The 19,357-nt window shown below is 62.5% G+C and carries 14 protein-coding genes; 13 read left to right on the top strand and 1 reads right to left on the bottom strand.

All coding sequences use genetic code 11. The features are described from left to right. Nucleotides 1–2: 2 nt before the first annotated feature. The 8 genes from EVC45_RS09000 (at nucleotide 3) to EVC45_RS08965 (ending at nucleotide 11,169) form a co-directional block, all read left to right on the top strand. A complete protein-coding gene (locus EVC45_RS09000; protein ID WP_129957643.1) occupies nucleotides 3–959 on the top strand; it encodes a carbohydrate ABC transporter permease in 957 nt (318 codons plus the stop codon). Next, on the top strand, nucleotides 956–1,873 hold the full coding sequence (locus EVC45_RS08995; RefSeq protein ID WP_129957642.1) for a carbohydrate ABC transporter permease: 918 nt from the start codon (nucleotides 956–958) through the stop codon (nucleotides 1,871–1,873). Before EVC45_RS09000 ends, EVC45_RS08995 begins: the two co-directional genes overlap by 4 nt. A 3-nt stretch (nucleotides 1,874–1,876) precedes the next feature. Further along, nucleotides 1,877–3,037, top strand: a complete 1,161-nt coding sequence (locus EVC45_RS08990) for an ABC transporter ATP-binding protein (RefSeq protein ID WP_129957641.1) — start codon at nucleotides 1,877–1,879, stop codon at nucleotides 3,035–3,037. Nucleotides 3,038–3,082: 45 nt separating this feature from the next. Then, complete coding sequence (locus EVC45_RS08985) at nucleotides 3,083–4,135, top strand: substrate-binding domain-containing protein (protein ID WP_129957640.1); 1,053 nt, start codon at nucleotides 3,083–3,085, stop codon at nucleotides 4,133–4,135. Nucleotides 4,136–4,796: 661 nt separating this feature from the next. Further along, the gene (locus EVC45_RS08980) at nucleotides 4,797–6,509 is read left to right on the top strand and encodes a SulP family inorganic anion transporter (protein ID WP_129957639.1); all 1,713 of its coding nucleotides are present in this window, start codon (nucleotides 4,797–4,799) and stop codon (nucleotides 6,507–6,509) included. 9 nt (nucleotides 6,510–6,518) lie between these two features. Continuing rightward, nucleotides 6,519–9,110, top strand: a complete 2,592-nt coding sequence (locus EVC45_RS08975) for a bifunctional diguanylate cyclase/phosphodiesterase (protein ID WP_129957638.1) — start codon at nucleotides 6,519–6,521, stop codon at nucleotides 9,108–9,110. A 173-nt stretch (nucleotides 9,111–9,283) separates the two neighbouring features. Beyond that, nucleotides 9,284–10,882, top strand: a complete 1,599-nt coding sequence (locus EVC45_RS08970; protein ID WP_129957637.1) for a methyl-accepting chemotaxis protein — start codon at nucleotides 9,284–9,286, stop codon at nucleotides 10,880–10,882. Nucleotides 10,883–11,004: 122 nt separating this feature from the next. Next, nucleotides 11,005–11,169, top strand: coding sequence for an FmdB family zinc ribbon protein (locus EVC45_RS08965; protein WP_129957636.1), 165 nt, complete (start codon nucleotides 11,005–11,007; stop codon nucleotides 11,167–11,169). A 207-nt stretch (nucleotides 11,170–11,376) separates the two neighbouring features. Here EVC45_RS08965 and EVC45_RS08960 read toward each other — a convergent pair whose 3' ends face one another. Continuing rightward, complete coding sequence (locus EVC45_RS08960) at nucleotides 11,377–12,381, bottom strand: FYVE zinc finger domain-containing protein (protein WP_129957635.1); 1,005 nt, start codon at nucleotides 12,379–12,381, stop codon at nucleotides 11,377–11,379. Nucleotides 12,382–12,872: 491 nt separating this feature from the next. Here EVC45_RS08960 and EVC45_RS08955 point away from each other — a divergent pair, with 491 nt between their 5' ends. From EVC45_RS08955 to EVC45_RS08935, 5 genes are all read left to right on the top strand, one after another. Further along, a complete protein-coding gene (locus EVC45_RS08955; RefSeq protein ID WP_129957634.1) occupies nucleotides 12,873–13,076 on the top strand; it encodes a hypothetical protein in 204 nt (67 codons plus the stop codon). Nucleotides 13,077–13,169: 93 nt separating this feature from the next. Then, the gene (glnA, locus tag EVC45_RS08950; protein ID WP_129957633.1) at nucleotides 13,170–14,675 is read left to right on the top strand and encodes a type I glutamate--ammonia ligase; all 1,506 of its coding nucleotides are present in this window, start codon (nucleotides 13,170–13,172) and stop codon (nucleotides 14,673–14,675) included. A 307-nt stretch (nucleotides 14,676–14,982) separates the two neighbouring features. After that, nucleotides 14,983–16,518, top strand: coding sequence for a hypothetical protein (locus tag EVC45_RS08945; RefSeq protein ID WP_129957632.1), 1,536 nt, complete (start codon nucleotides 14,983–14,985; stop codon nucleotides 16,516–16,518). 519 nt (nucleotides 16,519–17,037) lie between these two features. Beyond that, nucleotides 17,038–17,676, top strand: a complete 639-nt coding sequence (locus EVC45_RS08940) for a 4Fe-4S dicluster domain-containing protein (protein ID WP_129957631.1) — start codon at nucleotides 17,038–17,040, stop codon at nucleotides 17,674–17,676. Nucleotides 17,677–17,691: 15 nt separating this feature from the next. Then, nucleotides 17,692–19,341 (top strand): FAD-binding protein, encoded by a 1,650-nt coding sequence (locus tag EVC45_RS08935; protein WP_129957630.1) that lies wholly within the window; start codon nucleotides 17,692–17,694, stop codon nucleotides 19,339–19,341. Nucleotides 19,342–19,357 lie beyond the last annotated feature (16 nt).

Here is a 19,357-nt window from a genome sequence, read left to right as displayed (position 1 = left end):
CCATGCACGCGCTCAAGCTGCCAGCCGAGGGTTCGAAACCACACGGCAAGTCGCAACCCAAGCCGCGAAACAAACCGCTGAACCGGCGGTTTTCGATCGCGGTCTGGCTGGCCTTGCTGCCGATGCTCCTGACCGTCGTGTTCACTTATCTGGGCACGATGGTCTGGACCGCGCGCGTGTCGCTCAGCAATTCGCACACGTTTCCGTCTAACGACTTCGTGGGCTTCGCGCAGTACGTGCGGCTGTTCCACAACGATCGCTGGCTCACGTCGCTGCAGAACATCGTGATCTATGGCGCGTGCTTCATCATCGCGTGCATGGTGATCGGCTTGCTGCTGGCGATCTTCATCGATCAGCGGGTGGTCGCGGAAGGCGCGTTGCGCACGGTGTTTCTGTATCCGTACGCGATGTCGTTCGTCGCGACCGGGCTCGTGTGGCAATGGATTCTGAATCCGTCGTTCGGTGCGCAACAGGTGCTGCGCAATCTCGGCTTCCCGCATGCGCGCTTCGACTGGATCGTCGATCAGGACTGGGTCATTTACACGATCGTGATCGCGACCGTGTGGCAGGCTTCGGGCCTCGTGATGGCGCTGTTGCTCGCGGGTCTGCGCGGCGTCGACGAAGAGTTGTGGAAAGCCGCGCGCATCGACGGCATTCCGCGCTGGCGCGTTTACGCGAGCATCGTGGTGCCGATGCTCGGACCGTCCATCTCCACCGCGTTCGTGCTGCTGTTCGTGATGGTCGTGAAGCTGTACGACGCGGTCGTCGCGATGACGCAGGGCGGCCCCGGCACCGCGAGCGAAGTGCCGGCCAAATTCATCATGGACTATCTGTTCGGGCGCGCGAACATCGGCCTTGCGTCGGCTGCGTCGATCGTGCTGCTCGCGACGGTGCTCGCGGTTCTCGCGCCGTTCTTTTATGCACGCAGCCGCGCTGCGCTGCGCGGGGAGAGAGGATGAACACGCTCGGTTCCACGCTCAAAGGCGGTCTGCCGCAGCGCGCGCGCACGCGGCCTCGCCGCGCGGCGTTCACGCCGGCGCGTCTGGGCATCTACGCGTTTCTGCTCACCGCGGCGGTGTTCTTTCTGCTGCCGCTCTATGTGATGCTGGTCACGTCGGTCAAGCCGATGAGCGAGATCCGCCTCGGCAATCTGCTCGGGCTGCCGATGCATTTCACGCTCGACGCGTGGAGCGCCGCCTGGCAGTCGGCCTGCACCGGGCTCGATTGCAACGGGATTCGCGTCGGCTTCTGGAACTCGGTGCGCATCGTCGCGCCGAGCACGGTGCTGTCGATCATGGTCGGCGCGATCAACGGCTACGCGCTGTCGTTCTGGCGGCCGCGCGGCGCGGGCCTGCTGTTCGGCGTGCTGCTGGTCGGCGCGTTCATTCCGGTGCAGGTGATGATCTATCCGCTCGTGCGGGTGCTCGCGAGCGTGCATCTGTTCAGCTCGCTGCCCGGCATCGTATTGATCCATACGATGTTCGGCATGCCGGTGATGACGCTGCTGTTTCGCAACTACTACGCGTCGATTCCGCAGGAGCTGTTCAAGGCCGCGCGCATCGACGGCGGCAGCTTCTGGCGCATCTTCTTCCAGCTGATGCTGCCGATGTCGACGCCGATCATCGTCGTCGCGCTGATCATGCAGGTCACGAACATCTGGAACGACTACATTCTGGGTCTCGTATTCGCCGGCACGAAGAATCTGCCGATGACGGTGCAGCTGAACAACATCATCAACACGACGACCGGCGAGCGGCTCTACAACGTCAATATGGCGGCGACCATTCTGACGTCGATGGTGCCGCTCGCGGTTTATTTCATTTCGGGCCGCTGGTTCGTGCGCGGCATTGCGTCGGGCGCCGTCAAGGGATAAAGCATGACAGACATGGCTAATACGATCGATGCGGCCAGCGTGCCGGCTGCAAGCGCGGACGCTGCTTCCGACGCCGCGGCGCTCACGCATCCCGCCAACGTGGCGGTCCGCAATCTGACGATTCGCCTCGGCGCGAACACGGTGATCGAGAACCTCGATCTCGACGTGCTCGCCGGCGAGTTCGTCGTGCTGCTCGGGCCGTCGGGCTGCGGCAAGTCCACGCTGCTGCACAGCATCGCGGGGTTGATCGACGTCAGCGACGGCAGCATCGAGATCGCCGGCGAAGACATGACGTGGGCCGATCCGAAGGATCGCCGCATCGCGCTGGTGTTCCAGTCATACGCGCTGTATCCGACCATGAGCGTCGAGCGCAATCTGTCGTTCGCTCTGCGCATCAACGGCACGCCGAAGGCGGAAATCGCGCGGCGCGTCGCGCGCGCGTCGGAGATGCTGCAACTGGGGCCGTTGCTCAAGCGCAAGCCGTCGCAGTTGTCGGGCGGACAGCGGCAGCGCGTCGCGATCGGCCGCGCGATCGTGCGCGAAGCCGACGTGTTCCTGTTCGACGAGCCGCTGTCGAACCTCGACGCGAAGCTGCGCACCGAGCTGCGCCGTGAATTGAAGCAACTGCATCACAGCCTCGGCGCGACGATGATCTATGTGACGCACGACCAGGTCGAGGCGATGACGCTCGCAACCCGCATGGCCGTGATGCGCGGCGGTGTGATCCAGCAGTTCGGCACGCCGGCCGAGGTCTATGCGCGGCCGAACAACCTGTTCGTCGCGACGTTCCTCGGCTCGCCGGCGATGAATCTGCTGAAGGGCACGCTCGAAACGCGCGACGGCGCGCTCCACTTCTGCTCCGGGCATGCGCGAATCGACGTGTCGGCGTACGAGTTCAAGCAGTCGCCGGCGCACGGTGTTCCTTGCGTACTCGGCGTGCGCGCCGAAGACGTGCATATCACGGAAGGCGCCAGCGAGCGCGCAAAAGTTTCGCTGATGGAGCCGATGGGCAACCACCGCGTGATCTGGCTCGACTATCATGGCGAACAGATAGCGTCGATCGATCAGACCAAAGCGCCGATTGCGGAGGATGACACCGTGGCGTTCTCGTTCGACGCCGCGCATGTTTCGCTATTCGACGAAGCGAGCGGCGCGCGTTTATAACGCCGCGGCGCGTGTCACGCGAAGCGGCTCGTCGAGACAGGCTTGATGGAGAAGCGCGTGGCAACACTCAAGGACGTCGCGGAACTGGCCGGCGTGGGCATGTCGACCGCCTCACGAGCCATTTCCGGCAAGGGGCCGATTTCCGCCGATGCCGCGGCGCGCGTGAAGGCGGCGATCGCGGCGCTGAACTTTCGCCCGTCGTCGATCGGCCGGGCGATGGCGACCCAGCAACTCGGCATCATCGGCATCTTCGTGCCGACCTTCTTTGGTTCCTACTACGGCACGATTCTGAAGCAGACCGACACCGAGTTGCGCGCGGTGGGGCGGCACATCGTGGTCGCGACCGGTTGCGGCGAGGTGTCGCCGCGCGAGCAGGCGATCGAGGCGGTGCGCTTTCTGATCGGCCGCGATTGCGACGGCGTGGTCGTGATCAGCCACGATCTGCACGACGAAGACCTGATCATGCTGCATGGTATGCATCCGAAGATGGTGTTCCTGAATCGCGCGTTCGAGCAGCTGCCGGACGCGTCGTTCAGCGCGGACCATCGGCGCGGCGGCGAACTCGCGGCGCGCACGCTGCTCGATCACGGGCATCGCGACATCGCGGTGATTTCCGGGCCCGCTACCGCGTCGGACAACGTGATGCGGATCGACGGCTTTTTCGCCGAGCTTGCGCGAGCCGGCATTGCGCGCGACGACGTCACGCTGATCGAATCCGACTTCTCGCACGAAGGCGGCTATGCGGCCGCGCAGAAGCTGCTCGATACGCAGCGGCGCGTCACCGGCCTGTTCTGCGCGAACGACACGATGGCGGTCAGCGTGCTTGCGCGCTTTCACCAGGCGGGCATTTCGGTGCCGAACGACATTTCCGTGATCGGCTACGACGACGACTACTCGGCCGCATACGCGGCGCCCGGGCTCACGTCGGTGCATATTCCGACAGCGGAGCTGACGCAAAACGCGGTGCGCTGGCTCATCAACCAGTGTTACGCCACCACGTGGGAGATCTTCCGCGAGTTTCCCGTCAGCGTGACGATGCGCGAATCGGTCGGGCCAGCGCCGATGCAGAAGAAGAATACGCGCGGCGCAAAGGGCTAGAAGCGTTTGCCTAATCGTGGCGGTGTGATGGCTGGCGCGCGGACGCGCGCCATGGCAGTTGCCCTATGCCCGCTATGCGCAGATCCGTGAGCGAAATGGGGGCGTAGCCACCAGCCATGCGCGGCGGGGCTTTCCTCAAAATCACGGCGGCAATTCAGCGCGTTTAGTCATGCGCAGCGTCGTGGGCTTATTCGCGTTTTCACTTACGGTTGTGACGGTCCTTTTAAGGCCGCCGTAATCCGCTGCAATAGTGATTTGCGGTTTTCCCTCATTAAACTTGCTTCAAATTTCTTTAAACTCCCTGGTAACAAGTTGTTACGGGGTGAGTGTGATGTTGGCCATCTTTCTGATCGCCTGTCCGATCTGCATCGCTGCGCTGTTCGGTTTCGCGCGCCATGTGGATCCGCAGACAGGGCAGTTCAAACGGTAGTTTTCTCGGGCGTTTTTCCCGCGGCCACGCGCCGTGGAGATTTTCGCTTTGCGATTTGGCGGTAAGTTAGTTTGTCGGCTGTTTGAAATAAGCAACCGTTTGCTTTCTTTCGGTCTGCTTTCTCTTTTTCATTTTCGTCAATAGCCCGTTCCCCCTTTCGTCAAGACTTGCCTTGGCATGCCGGTTCGCGGCAGGATGCGCGATTAGCTTCGTTTTGGGTCGGCATCGCTTATGCAAGATTCTCTGCACAAAATGGCGGCACGTGCCAGCGTGCTGAAGGGCATTCTTCCTTTGAGCCGGTTCGCGGCGGTGCGCGATGCGCTGGCCGGCGTGCAGCTTGCGTCGATGGATATTCCGCAGGTGCTCGGCTATGCGCGCATTGCCGGCATGCCGGCCGTCACCGGGCTCTACACGGTATTTCTGCCGCTCGTCGCGTTCGCGTTTTTCGGCGCGTCGCGGCATCTGGTCGTCGCCGCCGATTCGGCTACCGCGACGATCTTCGCGAGCCGTCTGGCGACGATGGCGCCCGCGTCGAGCGCCGAATACGCGTCGCTCGCGGCGATGGTCGCGCTGCTGACGGCCGCGCTGCTGCTCGTCGCGCGCATCTTCAAGCTCGGCTTTCTCGCCGATTTCCTGTCGCGCACGGTGCTGGTCGGCTTTCTCGCCGGGGTCGGCGTGCAGGTCGGCATCGCGATGCTCGGCGACATGCTCGGCGTGCCCGGACACGCGGCGAGCAGCGTCAAACAACTGCTGCTCGTCATGAGCCAGGTCGCGCGGATCAATCGGCCGACGCTGGCGGTCTCGCTGCTCGTGGTGACCGCGATTCTCGTCTGCAAGCGCTTCTGGCCGCGCTTGCCGGTGCCGCTGATCGCGGTCGTCGCGGGCATTGCCGCGAGCGACCTGTACGGATTCGCCGCGCACGGCATCTCGATCCTCGGACCGGTGGCGGGCGGCTTGCCGCCGCTGGAGATTCCGTCGGTCACGTGGCAGCAGATGCTCGATCTGGTGCCGGTGGCGGCGTCGTGCTTCGTGATGATCGTCGCGCAAAGCGCCGCCGCGAGCCGGGTGTTCGCCGAGCGTTATCACGAGCCGGTCGATACCAACGCGGACCTGCTCGGCATCGCGGCCGCCAACGCGGCCGCGGCGCTTACCGGCGCGTTCGTCGTCAACGGCAGCCCGACGCAGACCGCGATGGCCGATCGCGCCGGCACGCGCAGCCAGTTCGCGCAGCTCGTGTTCGCGGCGGTGGTGGTGGTCGTGCTGCTGTTTTTCAGCCGCTATCTGCAGTATCTGCCGCACTGCATTCTCGCGAGTATCGTGTTTACGATCGCGGTCGGGCTGGTCAATGTGCAGTCGCTGTGGTCGATTCGCGGCGAAAGTCCCGGCGAATTCGCGCTGGCGTTGTTCACGGCGGCGGCGGTCGTGCTGATCGGCGTCGAGCACGGCATTCTGGTCGCGGTTGCGCTATCGCTGCTGCGTCACGTGCGGCACAGCTACCGCCCGCACACGATGCTGCTTGCGCCCAACGGCGACGGCATGTGGGTGCCGGTGCCGGCGGTGCCCGGCATCGAGACCGCGCCGGGCTTGATCGTCTATCGCTTCGGCGCCGATCTGTTCTATGCGAACGATCATTTTTTCGTCGACGATACGCGGCGACTGATCGATCACGCACCAAACCCGGTGCGCTGGTTCGTCGTCGATGCCAGCGCGATTACGGATGTCGATTATTCGGCGGCGCGCTCGGTGGGCGAGTTGTGCTCGGCGCTCAAGCGCAATGGCATCGAGGTGATCTTTGCGCGGGTGAACCGCTATCTGCGCTCGGATATGGATCGGCATGGCATCACGCCGATCGTCGAGGAGCGCTGTATTTTCGGCACGCTGCACGAGGCGCTGAGCATGGCCGGCGTGGAGAAGCCGCATGAGCAGGTGAAGGGGGCGCCGTAACGGGGACGCGTGTCGTGCGGCGTCGGAGCGGGACTTCTCGTTCAGGGATTTAACGCTGCTACGCACGTAATCCCTGGCTTCAGGACACGAAGCTTTTCGTCGTTAACGAGTCGTTCTGCATCCATTTTCACCGGAGCGACCTTGACGTCCCAACGAGCGAATTTCGATCTACGCCGATTGTGGCGCGGCAGCCCCTGTCCGTCCAACGCCGGACAGTCGTCGAGCGATGTCCCGCCGGCCCGCCGTACGGCAATCATCGGATTGACGCTCGTCCTCCTGAGCGTGCCGCTGCTCGCGTTCTGGGGTGCCTATGAAAGCTTGAGCGCGGGTTCGGCCGCTCGCGAGGGCAACGAAGCCGACAAGATCTTCGAGGAGGCCCGCTATAGCGTGGCCTGGGAAGAGTCCGCAGAGCGCAAGTATTTCCTCGACCCGCGCCCCGAGGTCCGCCGCGAGCATGCTGAAGCAGGCGAGACGCTCGACACGGCACTCAAAAAAGCGTTGCAATTCGAGCCGCAGAGTGCCCGGACCCTGCAGGACCTGATCGACAAGCACGCTCGCTATCGCGCGTATGCGCGGGATATGTTCGCGGCTGTCGACGAGCATGACATTGCGCGCGCCAACGACATCGACGAGAAGCTCGCCGATCCGCTGTTTGACGATATCGAGGACAAAGTGATCGCCGCGGCCGCGCAGCATCGCCTCGACGCCACCACCCAGCTCGACCGGCTCGTCAAGGTTCAACGGATCGTGCTCGTTTCCACGCCGGTCGTGTTGCTTATCGGCCTGGCGTTGACGCTGCTGTTCCTGCAGATGTTGCGACGCCTTCGCCGCAACGCCGACGCGGCCGCTCAGGCCATGCTCAGGAAGAGCGAGCAGCGCCTTCAGGCGCTGGTTGCAAATACGACGGACGCGATTCTGGTCTGCAATCCGGATGGCGTCATCACCTACGAGGCACCGACACGCCGCCCTGACCCACTGAGGACCATGGGCCGCCTCGCGGGAACCAACGTCGTCGACCCCATTCATCCCGCCGATCGCCCAAGTCTCCAGAGCGTGCTGCAGTCCGTCTCGGGCGCGCCGCATTCGACCAAGTCGATCGAAATCCGCACCCGGGGTGAAGGAGAGGACTGGCGCTATGTCGAACTCACGCTTACGAACCTGCTGAACGAGCCCGCCGTCGGAGCACTCGTGGCTACCGCGAGCGATACGACCGAGCGCAAGCATTTCGAGGAGCAACTGACGAGACGGGCTTTCTACGATTCACTCACCGGCCTGCCGAACCGCGCGTTGCTGCTGGACCGCGTCGGACAGGCTGGCGCGCGGGCGCGCGAGCGCAACGCAACGATCGGCCTGATCTTCGTCGATCTGGACTACTTCAAGCGTGTCAACGACAGCCTCGGCCACCATGCGGGAGACCGGCTGCTGATCGCTGCGTCGGAACGGCTACAGAAATGCCAGCGTCCCACCGATACCGTTGCGCGGCTCGGAGGAGACGAGTTCGTGCTGCTGCTGGACGATCTGGGCCCTGACGCGGTCAGCGAAGGGATGGCCGTGGCGGAGCGCATCCTCACGCAGTTCAGTCTGCCGTTCGAACTCGACAACAAGCAGTACATGGTCGGCGCAAGCCTCGGCCTTGCCCTCGAGGACGCCCAGGCGCAGCGCGGCGACGCCGACGCGTTGCTGCGCGACGCCGACGTTGCCATGTATCGCGCCAAGAACAGCGGCCGCGGCCGCTGTGTCATCTTCGAGGAGAGAATGCACGCCGATGCGGTCCGGCGGCTCGAGATCGAAACCGATCTGCGCCACGCCATCGAACGCAATGAACTGCGGGTCCATTTCCAGCCGATCATGCACCTGCAGGGCAAAGGTTTTCATCAGATGGAGGCGCTGGTTCGATGGCAGCATCCGGTTCGCGGGCTATTGCCGCCATCCGAATTCATTGCAATCGCCGAGGAAAGCGGGCTAATCATCCCGCTGGGTCGCCACGTGCTCGAGCAGTCCTGTTTGCAGGTCGCGCAATGGCAACGGAACTATCCGGCCGATCCACCCCTGCAGGTCAGCGTGAATCTTTCGCCTGTGCAGTTCGACGATCCCAATCTGATCGACGACGTGGCTGCGGCCCTGCACGCAGTGTCGATCGGGCCGGCCTCGCTGAGGCTCGAGGTTACCGAAGGGCTGATCGTGCGTAACGTGGAGAAGAGTATCGAAACGCTGCGTCGCCTCAAAGACTTTGGCGTGACGATCGCCGTCGATGACTTCGGTACGGGCTACTCGTCGCTCAGCTATCTGCGCCGGCTACCGCTCGACGTGCTGAAGATCGATCGCTCTTTCGTGCAGGGTATCGGACAGAATGCCGAAGATGACGCGATCGTGCAGGCGATCGTATCGCTCTCCCGATCGCTTGGACTCTCGGTCACCGCGGAAGGTATCGAGACGGCCGAGCAGGCTGATCTGTTGCGAGACTGGTCATGTGATAGCGGGCAGGGCTATCTGTTTTCAAGGCCCCTGCCACCCGAGGAGTTCGTGGGACTGTTCGGTTTGCATTCCGTGGAGAGTGGATCGGGCGAGACTGACCCGCTTTGCGTATCGGAGCCTGCCTGAAAGAGCGAGAGCGGATGGCGTGGGTCCTTGAAGCTTGCCTGGCGCTTTCTTCAAGTGAGCCGATATTAGCGAGGACACTCTATTGCCATCCTATGCAATATTCTGTCTAATGAATTCAAAATAAAACGTCCAATCTATTTGGCTCGCTGAGCCAGTCGACGGGGGTTCACTTCATGTACTCTCTGCTGCCGCTCAAGGCTCAGGTGCGCCGTCACGCGCGTACGCTCGCCGGGTATTTTCCCGCTCCATTTACACGCGACGCATCAAGCGGCGTGGACATCCTCGGTGTCATGACCCCCAGGCTGCTGAACGGGAACACGCTGCTGAACCTCAATTACGGCGAAGTGGACCGCTTCACCGACAACACCCGTGCGACGGGCACGTTGTTCGTCGCGATAGGCGACGACTTCGTGCGGGTCGCCACTTCGGTCAAAAGGCAAACCGGCGAGCGGGCCGTGGGCACGGTTCTCGACCGCTCGCACCCCGGCTATCGGAGGCTGCGCGACGGGCAGCCCTACACCGGTTACGCCACGCTATTCGGCAAGCAATACATGACACGCTACGAGCCGATCCGCGACGGTTCTGGCGAGGTAATCGGCGCGCTGTACGTCGGCCTCGATGTCAGTGAAGTGTGGAACCTGTCGATCGGAGCCCGGCTCGCGCTGCTGACCCTGGCCGCGAATACCGTACTCCTGCTGGGCTACGGTCGGCTGCTGCAGGCGGTGACCACCCCCGACCGGTCGAGCCCGGTGGCGGCGTTGCCCACTCCGCAGCAAAGCTGGGCGATCGGCTTCGGGCTGCTCGGCGCGCTGCTGGTCAGCGCGCTGGTCTACGTGACGACCCGGCGCGGTCTCGGCATGCAGTTGCTCGAAGCGAAGGCCGCCGCGGAAAAACTCGCGGCCGGCGACCTGACCGCCCAGGTGCATGTGAGCCGGCGCGACGAACTGGGCCAGTTGATGCAGGCAATGAACGGCATCAGTGTCGGCTTGGCCTCGGTAGTCGGCAACGTGCGACGTGCGTCCGATATGATCGCGACGGGTGCGCGCGAAATCGCGGCCGGCAACGCGGAGCTTTCCTCCCGCACCGAGGCGCAGGCTGGCTCGCTCGAGCAAACCGCATCGACGATGGAGCAGTTGACGGCGATGGTGCGCGCCAATGCCGAACGCGCTACACACGCCAACCAGCACATCGCGTCGGCCTCCGATCTGGCGGTCAAGGGCGGCAGCGTGGTGGGCCATGTGGTCACCACCATGTCGTTGATCCGCGGCAGCTCGCACAAGATCGTCGACATCATCAGCATGATCGACTCGATCGCCTTTCAGACCAACATCCTCGCTTTGAACGCGGCCGTCGAGGCGGCACGCGCCGGCGACCAGGGCCGCGGCTTTGCGGTAGTCGCCGCCGAGGTGCGCAATCTGGCCCAACGCAGCGCCATGGCCGCCAAGGAAATCAAGGCGCTGATCGACGACTCGGTTGGCAACGTCAATGCAGGCGGCGAACTGGTCGACCAGGCCGGTCGGGGGATGACCGAAATCGTCACGGCCGTCGATAGCGTGGTCAGCCTGATGGGTGAGATTACCCACGCGAGCAACGAGCAGAGTACCGGCATCGGCGAAGTCAACCGCGCGATCGGGCAGATGGATGAACGGCTTCAGCAAAACGTCGCGCTGGTCGAGCAGGTGGCAGCCGCGGCCGCCAGCATGCAGGAACAGGCGAGCACGCTGGAAGATGCTGTGCAGGTATTTCGGCTGGTAGGTGACCGGTCAAACTGACATTTGGGCTTAACCGTACGCGGGCGTTTTCCCGCACTTTCCTGCACTAGAATGAGTTATTGCCGACGTCGTGGACCGTATCTGGTCTGCACGGCGTGCGGAATTCTCGTTGGAGGAATGCCATGCCGACTTACCGGTACAGGTGCGAGAAGTGCGGTGAGATGTTCGAACATGCCGAGCATCTTGTTGAGCATGAAAACGCTCATCCGGCTTGTCCGAAGTGCGGAAGCGAGAAGGTTCAGCACATACCCACGCCATTTGTGCCGAAAACGTCCAGAAAGAGCTGAAATCTGTCCGACGGGGCGACGGCAAAATCAGGCGCATGAAGTGTGATGCGCCCGCATCTTCACCCGGACATCGAGGTGTGAGCGGCCATTCGGTTCGCGGTAGCAAATGGGGCGTCATCGGCCTTTGCGGTCATGCACGCGTCACCGGAGGCTCGCGCGACGCCTGCAATCGCCGGCACGTCCGTAGCCGCGCTTCGTTAGTCCGGCTCAACGGCACTTCGAATAGCACTCGTCGCACACCCGTGCGACCTGCACACCAGACTTAGGGCGCCCCCAACGAGACAGCCGGTCCCTGACGGGCGCCTGGGAACTCGAGCAGGCGTCGCAAAAGATCCTGCCGCAATTGCGGCAATGGTGCTTGCGAAACGTCATGGTAAAACTGCGCTTGCAACTTGTGCAGCGCGTTACCTTGTTGTCCGCAATCCACGTCGCCGTGGATACGGGCTTGAGCGTCGTGCCGATGATCATGGCCGGACCATGCACCTCCAACGTGGATTGCCGCTCGAGAATGACGCCGTTGGAATCGAGTTTGCCCCGGTAGTACTCGAAAGCGAGCGAATCGGCGAGCGCGACGTTCATCGCGAGGTTGGCATCCGTGAACTGGCGCGCGTGGTCTGGAAAGTTGGACTTCCAGAAGTCGAGCTCCCTGGTGGTGTTCTTCACCTTGCTGAAGGTCTCCGCCAGATCGATGTCGGACCGGATGGGTTCGTTGATGACATTGGTGTCCTCGACCGTGCCGCGCATTGCGCCCTGGAGTGACGCATGTCCTAGCCTGGTGGTGTTGCGAGTCAGGATGAGGAAAACGGAATCGCCGCTCACGACGAAGTGCAGCCCGAAGTTGAAGTTCTTCGGATTATTAAGCCACCACTCCATGTAGTCGCTCGATGAAGGGCCGAGCATGGCCTTTGCGCCCATCTTCTTGAGGTACGGGTGCGTATGACAGTCGCCTACATATTCGTGATTTTGGCATTCGGCCGCTGTGTGCATGTCGACCGCGGTGCCGCCTTGCAATCCCACGAAAACGGGGCCAGGCACAAGCTGGTTGACGCGCCAATACAGGTTCATCCCATATTCGACCATCCGACTTTCCGACTGCCCGATCAGATTGGTGAACCCGTCGACCAGCGCACGGGACAACACGAGAACCTTGCGGGGCGTGGGCGTCGTGTCCAGGGCGATGATGTCGGACACATAATCGTCGAGCGTTTGCATGATCAGTTCCTTGAGTTGGTGCGAGGCGGGCTGGCGCCGTGGGCCTGCGGCGGGTCAGCGCATTCGGGAGCGCGTAAGAACCGTTCTGCGTTTCTCTACGCTCAGGATAGAAAGCGGCTTGCATGATGGCAAGGCGAACGGAGTCTCTCGCACGACACGCAGGTGCGCGAGCGTGGCCGACGAATACCGGAGCTGATAGTGGCTCGCGATGCGCGCGTCGAGCGTATTCTTTGAAGCCTCGCGCCGAATTCGTCGGCGAGCCGTGCCTGCAGGATTTCCTGATCGAACGGCTTTAACCAGTTGCTGGCAATCAGCTTTCGCCACCGAACGCATCGGCCGTGCGCGGCATCGGCAGCGAGAAATCCGTCAATTGAGCGATTCCATTGCCTAACATCAAGTTACGCGCGCCGTGAGGAACGCCCCGCGGTTCGCGAACGGCTTCATTGTCGCGCAGCCCTTTTCCCGCGCGACTTTTCCACAAGGAGATCACGATGAAATCAGACGACAAGGGCGACGTGCGCGCTTTCGTGCAGACGGCCGAGCAGGGTGGCGAGCATGTCTGGGTGATCACGCTGGTCGACTTCGGGGCTCGCGAAGTCAAACGCTCGCTCGTTTCGGACGAGACGTATGCGACCTCCGCCGCTGCCAGAGATGCCGGAGAGGCCCATTTAAAGGCGCTGGCGCAGGACCGCTAGGTCCGCTCACCGCTGCCTTGTTTTCGCGCGCGGACGTACTAGTGTTGGACTATAAGTACACGGGAGGTCAGGGGGCGGAAGAGGACAATGGTCATGGCCAGTACGCAAGGAACCACCGGATCGCCGTTTGCGGTGTCCGCCGAAGCGGGCAGCTATCGCGTCAAGCGACCGCAAAACGCAAGCGATGTGATCGACCTCGTGAAAGAGCGCGAGATCCAGATCGTCGATCTGAAATTCACCGATCTGCCCGGACTCTGGCAGCACTTCTCGATCACGCTCCCCGAAGTTCATGACGACCTGTTCAGCGACGGCATCGGTTTCGACGGTTCATCGATCCGTGGCTTTCAGGAGATCCACGAGTCCGACATGCTGCTGCGGCCCGACCCGGCAACGGCCTTCGTCGACCCGGCCTGTGGCACGCCGACACTGTCGATCATCTGCGACGTAGTCGATCCGGTGCTGCGGCAGCCGTATTCGCGCGATCCGCGCTACGTGGCCAAAAAGGCGGAGAACTATCTGCGCCAGACGGGCATCGCGTCGACGTGTTATTTCGGACCTGAGCTGGAGTTCTTCATCTTCGACTCGATCCGCTATGGCCAGGATCAGCACTGCGGCTATTACTACGTCGAGTCGGGCGAGGGCGACTGGACCACCGGTCGCGACGAGGGCGCATACGGCGGCGGCAACCTCGGCTACAAGCAGCGCTATAAGGAGGGCTATTTCCCGACGTCTCCTCATGACACGCTGCAGGAGATCCGCTCGGAAATCGCGCTCACGCTTCAGCAGGCGGGCGTGCAGATCGAAGTGCATCACCACGAAGTCGCGACCGCGGGACAGAACGAGATCGACATGCGCTTCGCGACGCTGACCCGCATGGCCGACAACGTGATGATCTACAAGTACATCTGCAAGAACGTCGCGCGTCGGCACGGCAAGGTTGCGACCTTCATGCCGAAACCGCTGTTCGCCGACAACGCGAGCGGCATGCATTGTCACCAGAGCCTGTGGAAAGACGAACAGAACCTCTTTTACGATGCGGGCGGCTGGGCGCTGACGTCGGACATGTGCCGCTGGTACATCGGCGGATTGCTGCAGCACGCGCCCGCGCTGATGGCCTTCTGCGCGCCGACCACGAACTCCTACAAACGCCTGGTGCCGGGGTATGAGGCACCCGTCAATCTGGCGATGTCGCAACGCAACCGTTCGGCCGCCGCGCGCATTCCGATGTATTCGGAATCGCCGAACGCGCGGCGCGTCGAATTCCGCTGCCCGGACCCATCGGCGAACGCATATCTCGCTTTCGCCGCGATGCTGATGGCCGGCCTCGACGGCATCGAGAACAAGACCGATCCCGGCGAGCCGCTCGACCGCAACATCTACGACCTGCCGCCCGAAGAAGCCCGCAATATCCGGCAGGTGCCGGGCTCTCTCGAAGCGGCGCTCGCCGCGCTCGAAACCGATAACACGTTTCTGCGCAAAGGCGATGTCTTCACCGACGACGTGATCCAGACGTGGATCGATTACAAGCGCAGTCGCGAGATCGACACCATCAAATTGCGTCCGCATCCGTGGGAGTTTTATCTGTACTTCGATATCTAGCGCGTGTCAGGAACTCATTCGATCTTCAGCGGCCTCCAGGCCCCTGCTTCAATTGTTTAACCTGTCGAGCAAACGGTGGCCGCAGCAAAGTCGCTGGAGGGCAGGCCGTCGCGCTGAAAGAAGAAGCGATTTCGGTGTTGCGTCTCGAGGCTGGGCGTTAGCCTGACTTCCCCTCCGACAGGTACTGCGCATATTCAATGCGCAGTACCTGCTTCACACAAGTTCTTTATAATCGCACGATTCATGAGTTGAAGAACGCAACGAGAAATGCGGGCGTACCGCCAGCATTTTCAATACAAGCACGATCATGCAAATCAAGTCATTGACGTCCCCATTGATTCAGGGTCTCGGTAGTTCGGCAATCAGCCGATGGATCTCTGTGGCAGGCGCGGTGCTGATCGCCGCACTCTATATCAAGGTCTATTTCGCGAATCCAGCGTTGCCGACTACGACCATCGATGGCTGGTGGACCTGGTGGGACCAATCGAATTACCTGAAGTCGGCGACGGGTTTATTGCATCGGGATTTTTCTGTAGGGCTTTACGTCTACCCGCTCGGATATAGCGCAATCGGCGCGTTATTCGTTGGAATCGCGCCAGTTCATCCATTTTTTGTGCCGAACCTGCTTGCGCTACTGGGCTGCTATTTTGCTTTTACCGGTTTCGCACGCTGCGTGGGCGTCCATCCGGTCCTGGCAGTGTTGCTGTTTTTGGGCGCGAGCGTTTGCGATCCCGAATTGTTTCAGCATTGGGTCGTTCCATGGACGACCATCCCGGTCGCCGCGCTCATCTGGATCAGTTTGTGGCTGAGCGGCCATTATGTATTGCAGCCCGAACAGACACGCGCGAAGCGGCGCTATTTCGTGGTCGGTCTGCTCGCGGCCAGCGTGATGGCGATCCATCCCGTCGACGTGGTGGTGCCGGGGATTGCCCTGCTTGCGATGCTGCTATGCGACTGGATTGAGAAGCGCCCTGTTGTCCGTCACCTGGCTTCGGCGATCTACGGAGGGTTATGCATTGTCGTTCCCTACGTGCTCCTTTATCTGCGGATCTATCACTTTCATACCACGGACTATTTCGAACAATCGGCAAAGATCGGTTTTGTGTTCTGGAATTTTCCTTGGAAATCGTATGTGGTCTTTTTCGATCCGTATCCATGGTTTGCGGAAGGACGCGGCATCCTGCAACGTGCGCCGTGGATTGCGCTAGCTCTTCCCGCGTTATTGCTGCTGTTGGCGCGCCAGATTCATCGGGCGTCCCGGCGTGAGGGGGTGATCTGGCTGCTCGCCGCGGCCACGGTGATCTACACCTGCCTGTATGTCGCATACGTCGATCTTTTGCCCAGTGGGATCTGGCGATACGGCAATATCCATTACTTCACGTGGGTGATGCCTGCGTATGCACTGCTAGGATTCTTATTTATCCAGCGCCTGTTTCAGCAGCGACGTACCATTCCTGTGGCAGCGCTGATTGCTGCGCTCGTCATGCTTTCCGTCAGGCTGGAGCCTCGCGAAGTATCGGCCGATAGTCCGGCGTTGATGGTCGATACGAAGTTCGACTGCGGCGGATGGGCGAACACGTACATGGGGAAATTCACGGTTGCCGATACCAGCGGGCAACTGCAGAGCGTCTATGGCGTGCGGGCATTGCCGCTGCCGGAGGGCGTCCGCTTCATTGCGATCCGGCGTCCGCTGGTGGGGCATATTGCGTTCGTTACGGGCTGCGCGGATGCGGGGACTGGCGATGCCGCACACCAGATGCACTGGAATGCGCACGTCACGCTCGGGCGGCCCGCGTGGCTTCCGCCGTTTCACGACACGATCAATCCGCATTTTTCCGGCTAGTGCGTGTTGGAAGAACGACGGAATTGGTCGCGCTCTTCCGAAGCAGGAGCGGCGCAAGCGCTTTCATGATTGGCTCGATGAGCCGAGCAAGAATTGGAAGCTCAGTAGAGCGAAGCGGATTTGCGTAGTTCTCGAAACGCGGTAGCGTGAAGACGTCCCAGTGCCTGGCATTCATTCCTTGCTGCTGGCAATCGGACTTTGGTCCTATACGGCACGAGGACGGACAGCGGCCTCAAACTTCAAAGCAGAATCGGCGCGCAAATCGAAAGAAACACGGCGATATGAATCACGCCGAAAAGGGCGCTGCGACCGGGCTTATCGAGGTGACGCATGTTGGGCGAGACCGGGGGGCGCGGGAATCAGTCCGATCACGATCGCCACGGTCAGAGGAGCGACGGCCTTCCAGAAAGTTTTCATGCCATGCCCGTTCTCGCAACCGTCCTTGTGCTAAGGTTTATATGACCTTTTTCGCGCGTTCGCCAGTGAAGCGTTCACGACGCGCCAGGAGAGTGCGAGGCCATGGTTCGCGTGAGTATCGAAGGGCGCGAGATTCAGGCGCCGGGCAATTGCTCGATTCTGCAGGCCATGGGGCATGCGGGGCAGACCCTTGTCGAGGGTGTCGGCTGCATGTCGCAGGGCGTGTGCGGCTCGTGCCGTGTGATGGTGCGACGCAGCGGCGAGCAGGAAGTCAAAACCGCGCTCGCCTGCGAGACCCTCGTCGAAGACGGCATGCAGGTCGCTTTCCTCGATTACTTCACCGAGTCGGTACGTCACGTCTATCGCATCGAAGAGATCGGCGACAGTTGGCAGGCGCTCAGCAAGATCGCCGAAATCTTCCCCGAAGCCTCGCATTGCCGTCATTGCAGTGGTTGCGATCGCGCCTGTCCGAAGGGGCTGGACGTGCAGCGCGGCGTGAACCTGGCGGTGGAGGGCAATCTGAGCGCATCGAGCCAGGTGTTCGACGAATGCGTGATGTGCAACCTGTGCACGCTCGCATGCCCCGAGCATATCCGGCCCAACCATCTGGGCGTGTTCGTGCGTCGCATGATCGCATCGCTTTCGCTGCGTCCGTCCAATCTGATGCGACGGCTGCAGCAGATCGACAGCGGTGAAATGACGATCGACTTCGATGCGCCGGGCGCGCAACCGCCGCGCTGAGCGGAGCGAATCATCGTGTCCGCCGGCATACCCTACGACAACGCGCGACAGCGCTACCAACCCGGGATGGTGGCCTCGTTGCGCGCCGACGAGGTCCCGGTCGACGAACTGCTGAAGGCCTATCACCCCGATCATGGGCCGCATGCGCGCGTCGCGCTGAGTGTCGGGGTGAATCGCGCAGAGCCGTGTCAGCCCGATCTCGCGCGCCATTTGCAGGCCAACGCGCTGATCGACGATGTCGATATTGCCGGCGCGCAGCTGATGACGACCGATGTGCTGGTGATCGGCGGCGGCGGTGGAGGATGTGCAGCGGCGCTCACGGCGGCGAAGCAGGGCGCGCGCGTGATCCTCGCCACCAAGCTGCGCCTCGGCGACAGCAACACCGTGATGGCCGAAGGTGGCATCCAGGCGGCCATCGGCGAGGACGACAGCCCGCAACTGCACTTCGAGGACACGCTTCGCGCCGGCCACTTCTGCGGCGAACCCGAGCTCGTGGCCCAGATGGTGATGGACGGCCCCGATGTGATTCGCTGGCTGATCCAGCTCGGCATGATGTTCGATCTGGAAGAGGACCAGCCGCTTGGCGGCAATCTGATGCGCAAGAAGCCCGGCGGCGCATCGGCGGCGCGCATTCTGTCGTATCGGGACTATACCGGCCTCGAAATGATGCGTGTGCTGCGCGAGGCGGTGGACCTCGACCCGGGCATCGAGTTGTGGAACCGCTGCCCTCTGGTCGAGCTGCTGTCCGACGAGCGCGGCGGCTGTGCCGGAGCGGTGATCTACAACCTCGAATGGCGTACTTTCGTACTGGTGCGCGCGCGCGCCGTGATCCTCGCCACCGGCGGCGCCGGGCGACTGCACCTGAATTCGTTTCCAACCTCGAACCACTACGGCGCCACCGCCGACGGTCTGGTGCTCGCCTACCGGATCGGCGCGCGCCTTCGCGAGCTCGACTCGTTCCAGTACCATCCGACCGGCATCGCCCACCCGCATCATCTGGCGGGAGGCCTGATTTCCGAGGCGGCGCGATCGGCGGGGGCGAGACTGCTGAACGGCGAAGGGGAACGTTTCGTCGACGAACTCAAGCCGCGCGACGTGGTCGCGTCGGCGATCCTGCGCGAGTGCGCGCTGGGTCGCGGCATCGAGCGTGACGGCCAGGTCGGCGTGTTCCTCGATACGCCGACACTCGAAATCGAGCATCCCGGGATACTCGCGAAGCGCCTCGTCACGCTTCGCCATCTCGCGCGCAAGTGCGGCATCGATGCGGCGCAGGAGCCCTTCCTCGTTTATCCCACGCTCCACTATCAGAACGGCGGCGTCGCCATCGACAAGGACGGCGCCACGAACGTCCCCGGGCTTTTCTGCGTCGGCGAGGTGACGGGTGGCATCCACGGCCGCAACCGCTTGATGGGTAACGCGCTGCTCGACATTCTGAGCATGGGGCGCCGTGCCGGCGCGAAGGCGGCGCAATCGAGGGAGTGGGTGATGGCGAATCGCGCCGGGATCGGTCACGTGCATGCGTGGCAGAGAGAGCTGACGCTGGCGGGACTGCCGCTTCACGTGAAGGCGCCGCAACTCTTTCCCGCCTATGCCCATTTCGATCTGCGGGTCGATGCGGGATTGCGCGCGAGCGCGCGCGGCCGCGTGATCGGCGGCATCCGGTGAGCGAACCACGGAGCAC

The organism is Paraburkholderia sp. UYCP14C (genome assembly GCF_004197395.1).
Taxonomy (GTDB): domain Bacteria; phylum Pseudomonadota; class Gammaproteobacteria; order Burkholderiales; family Burkholderiaceae; genus Paraburkholderia.
This window is presented reverse-complemented; position numbering and strand designations above follow the sequence as displayed.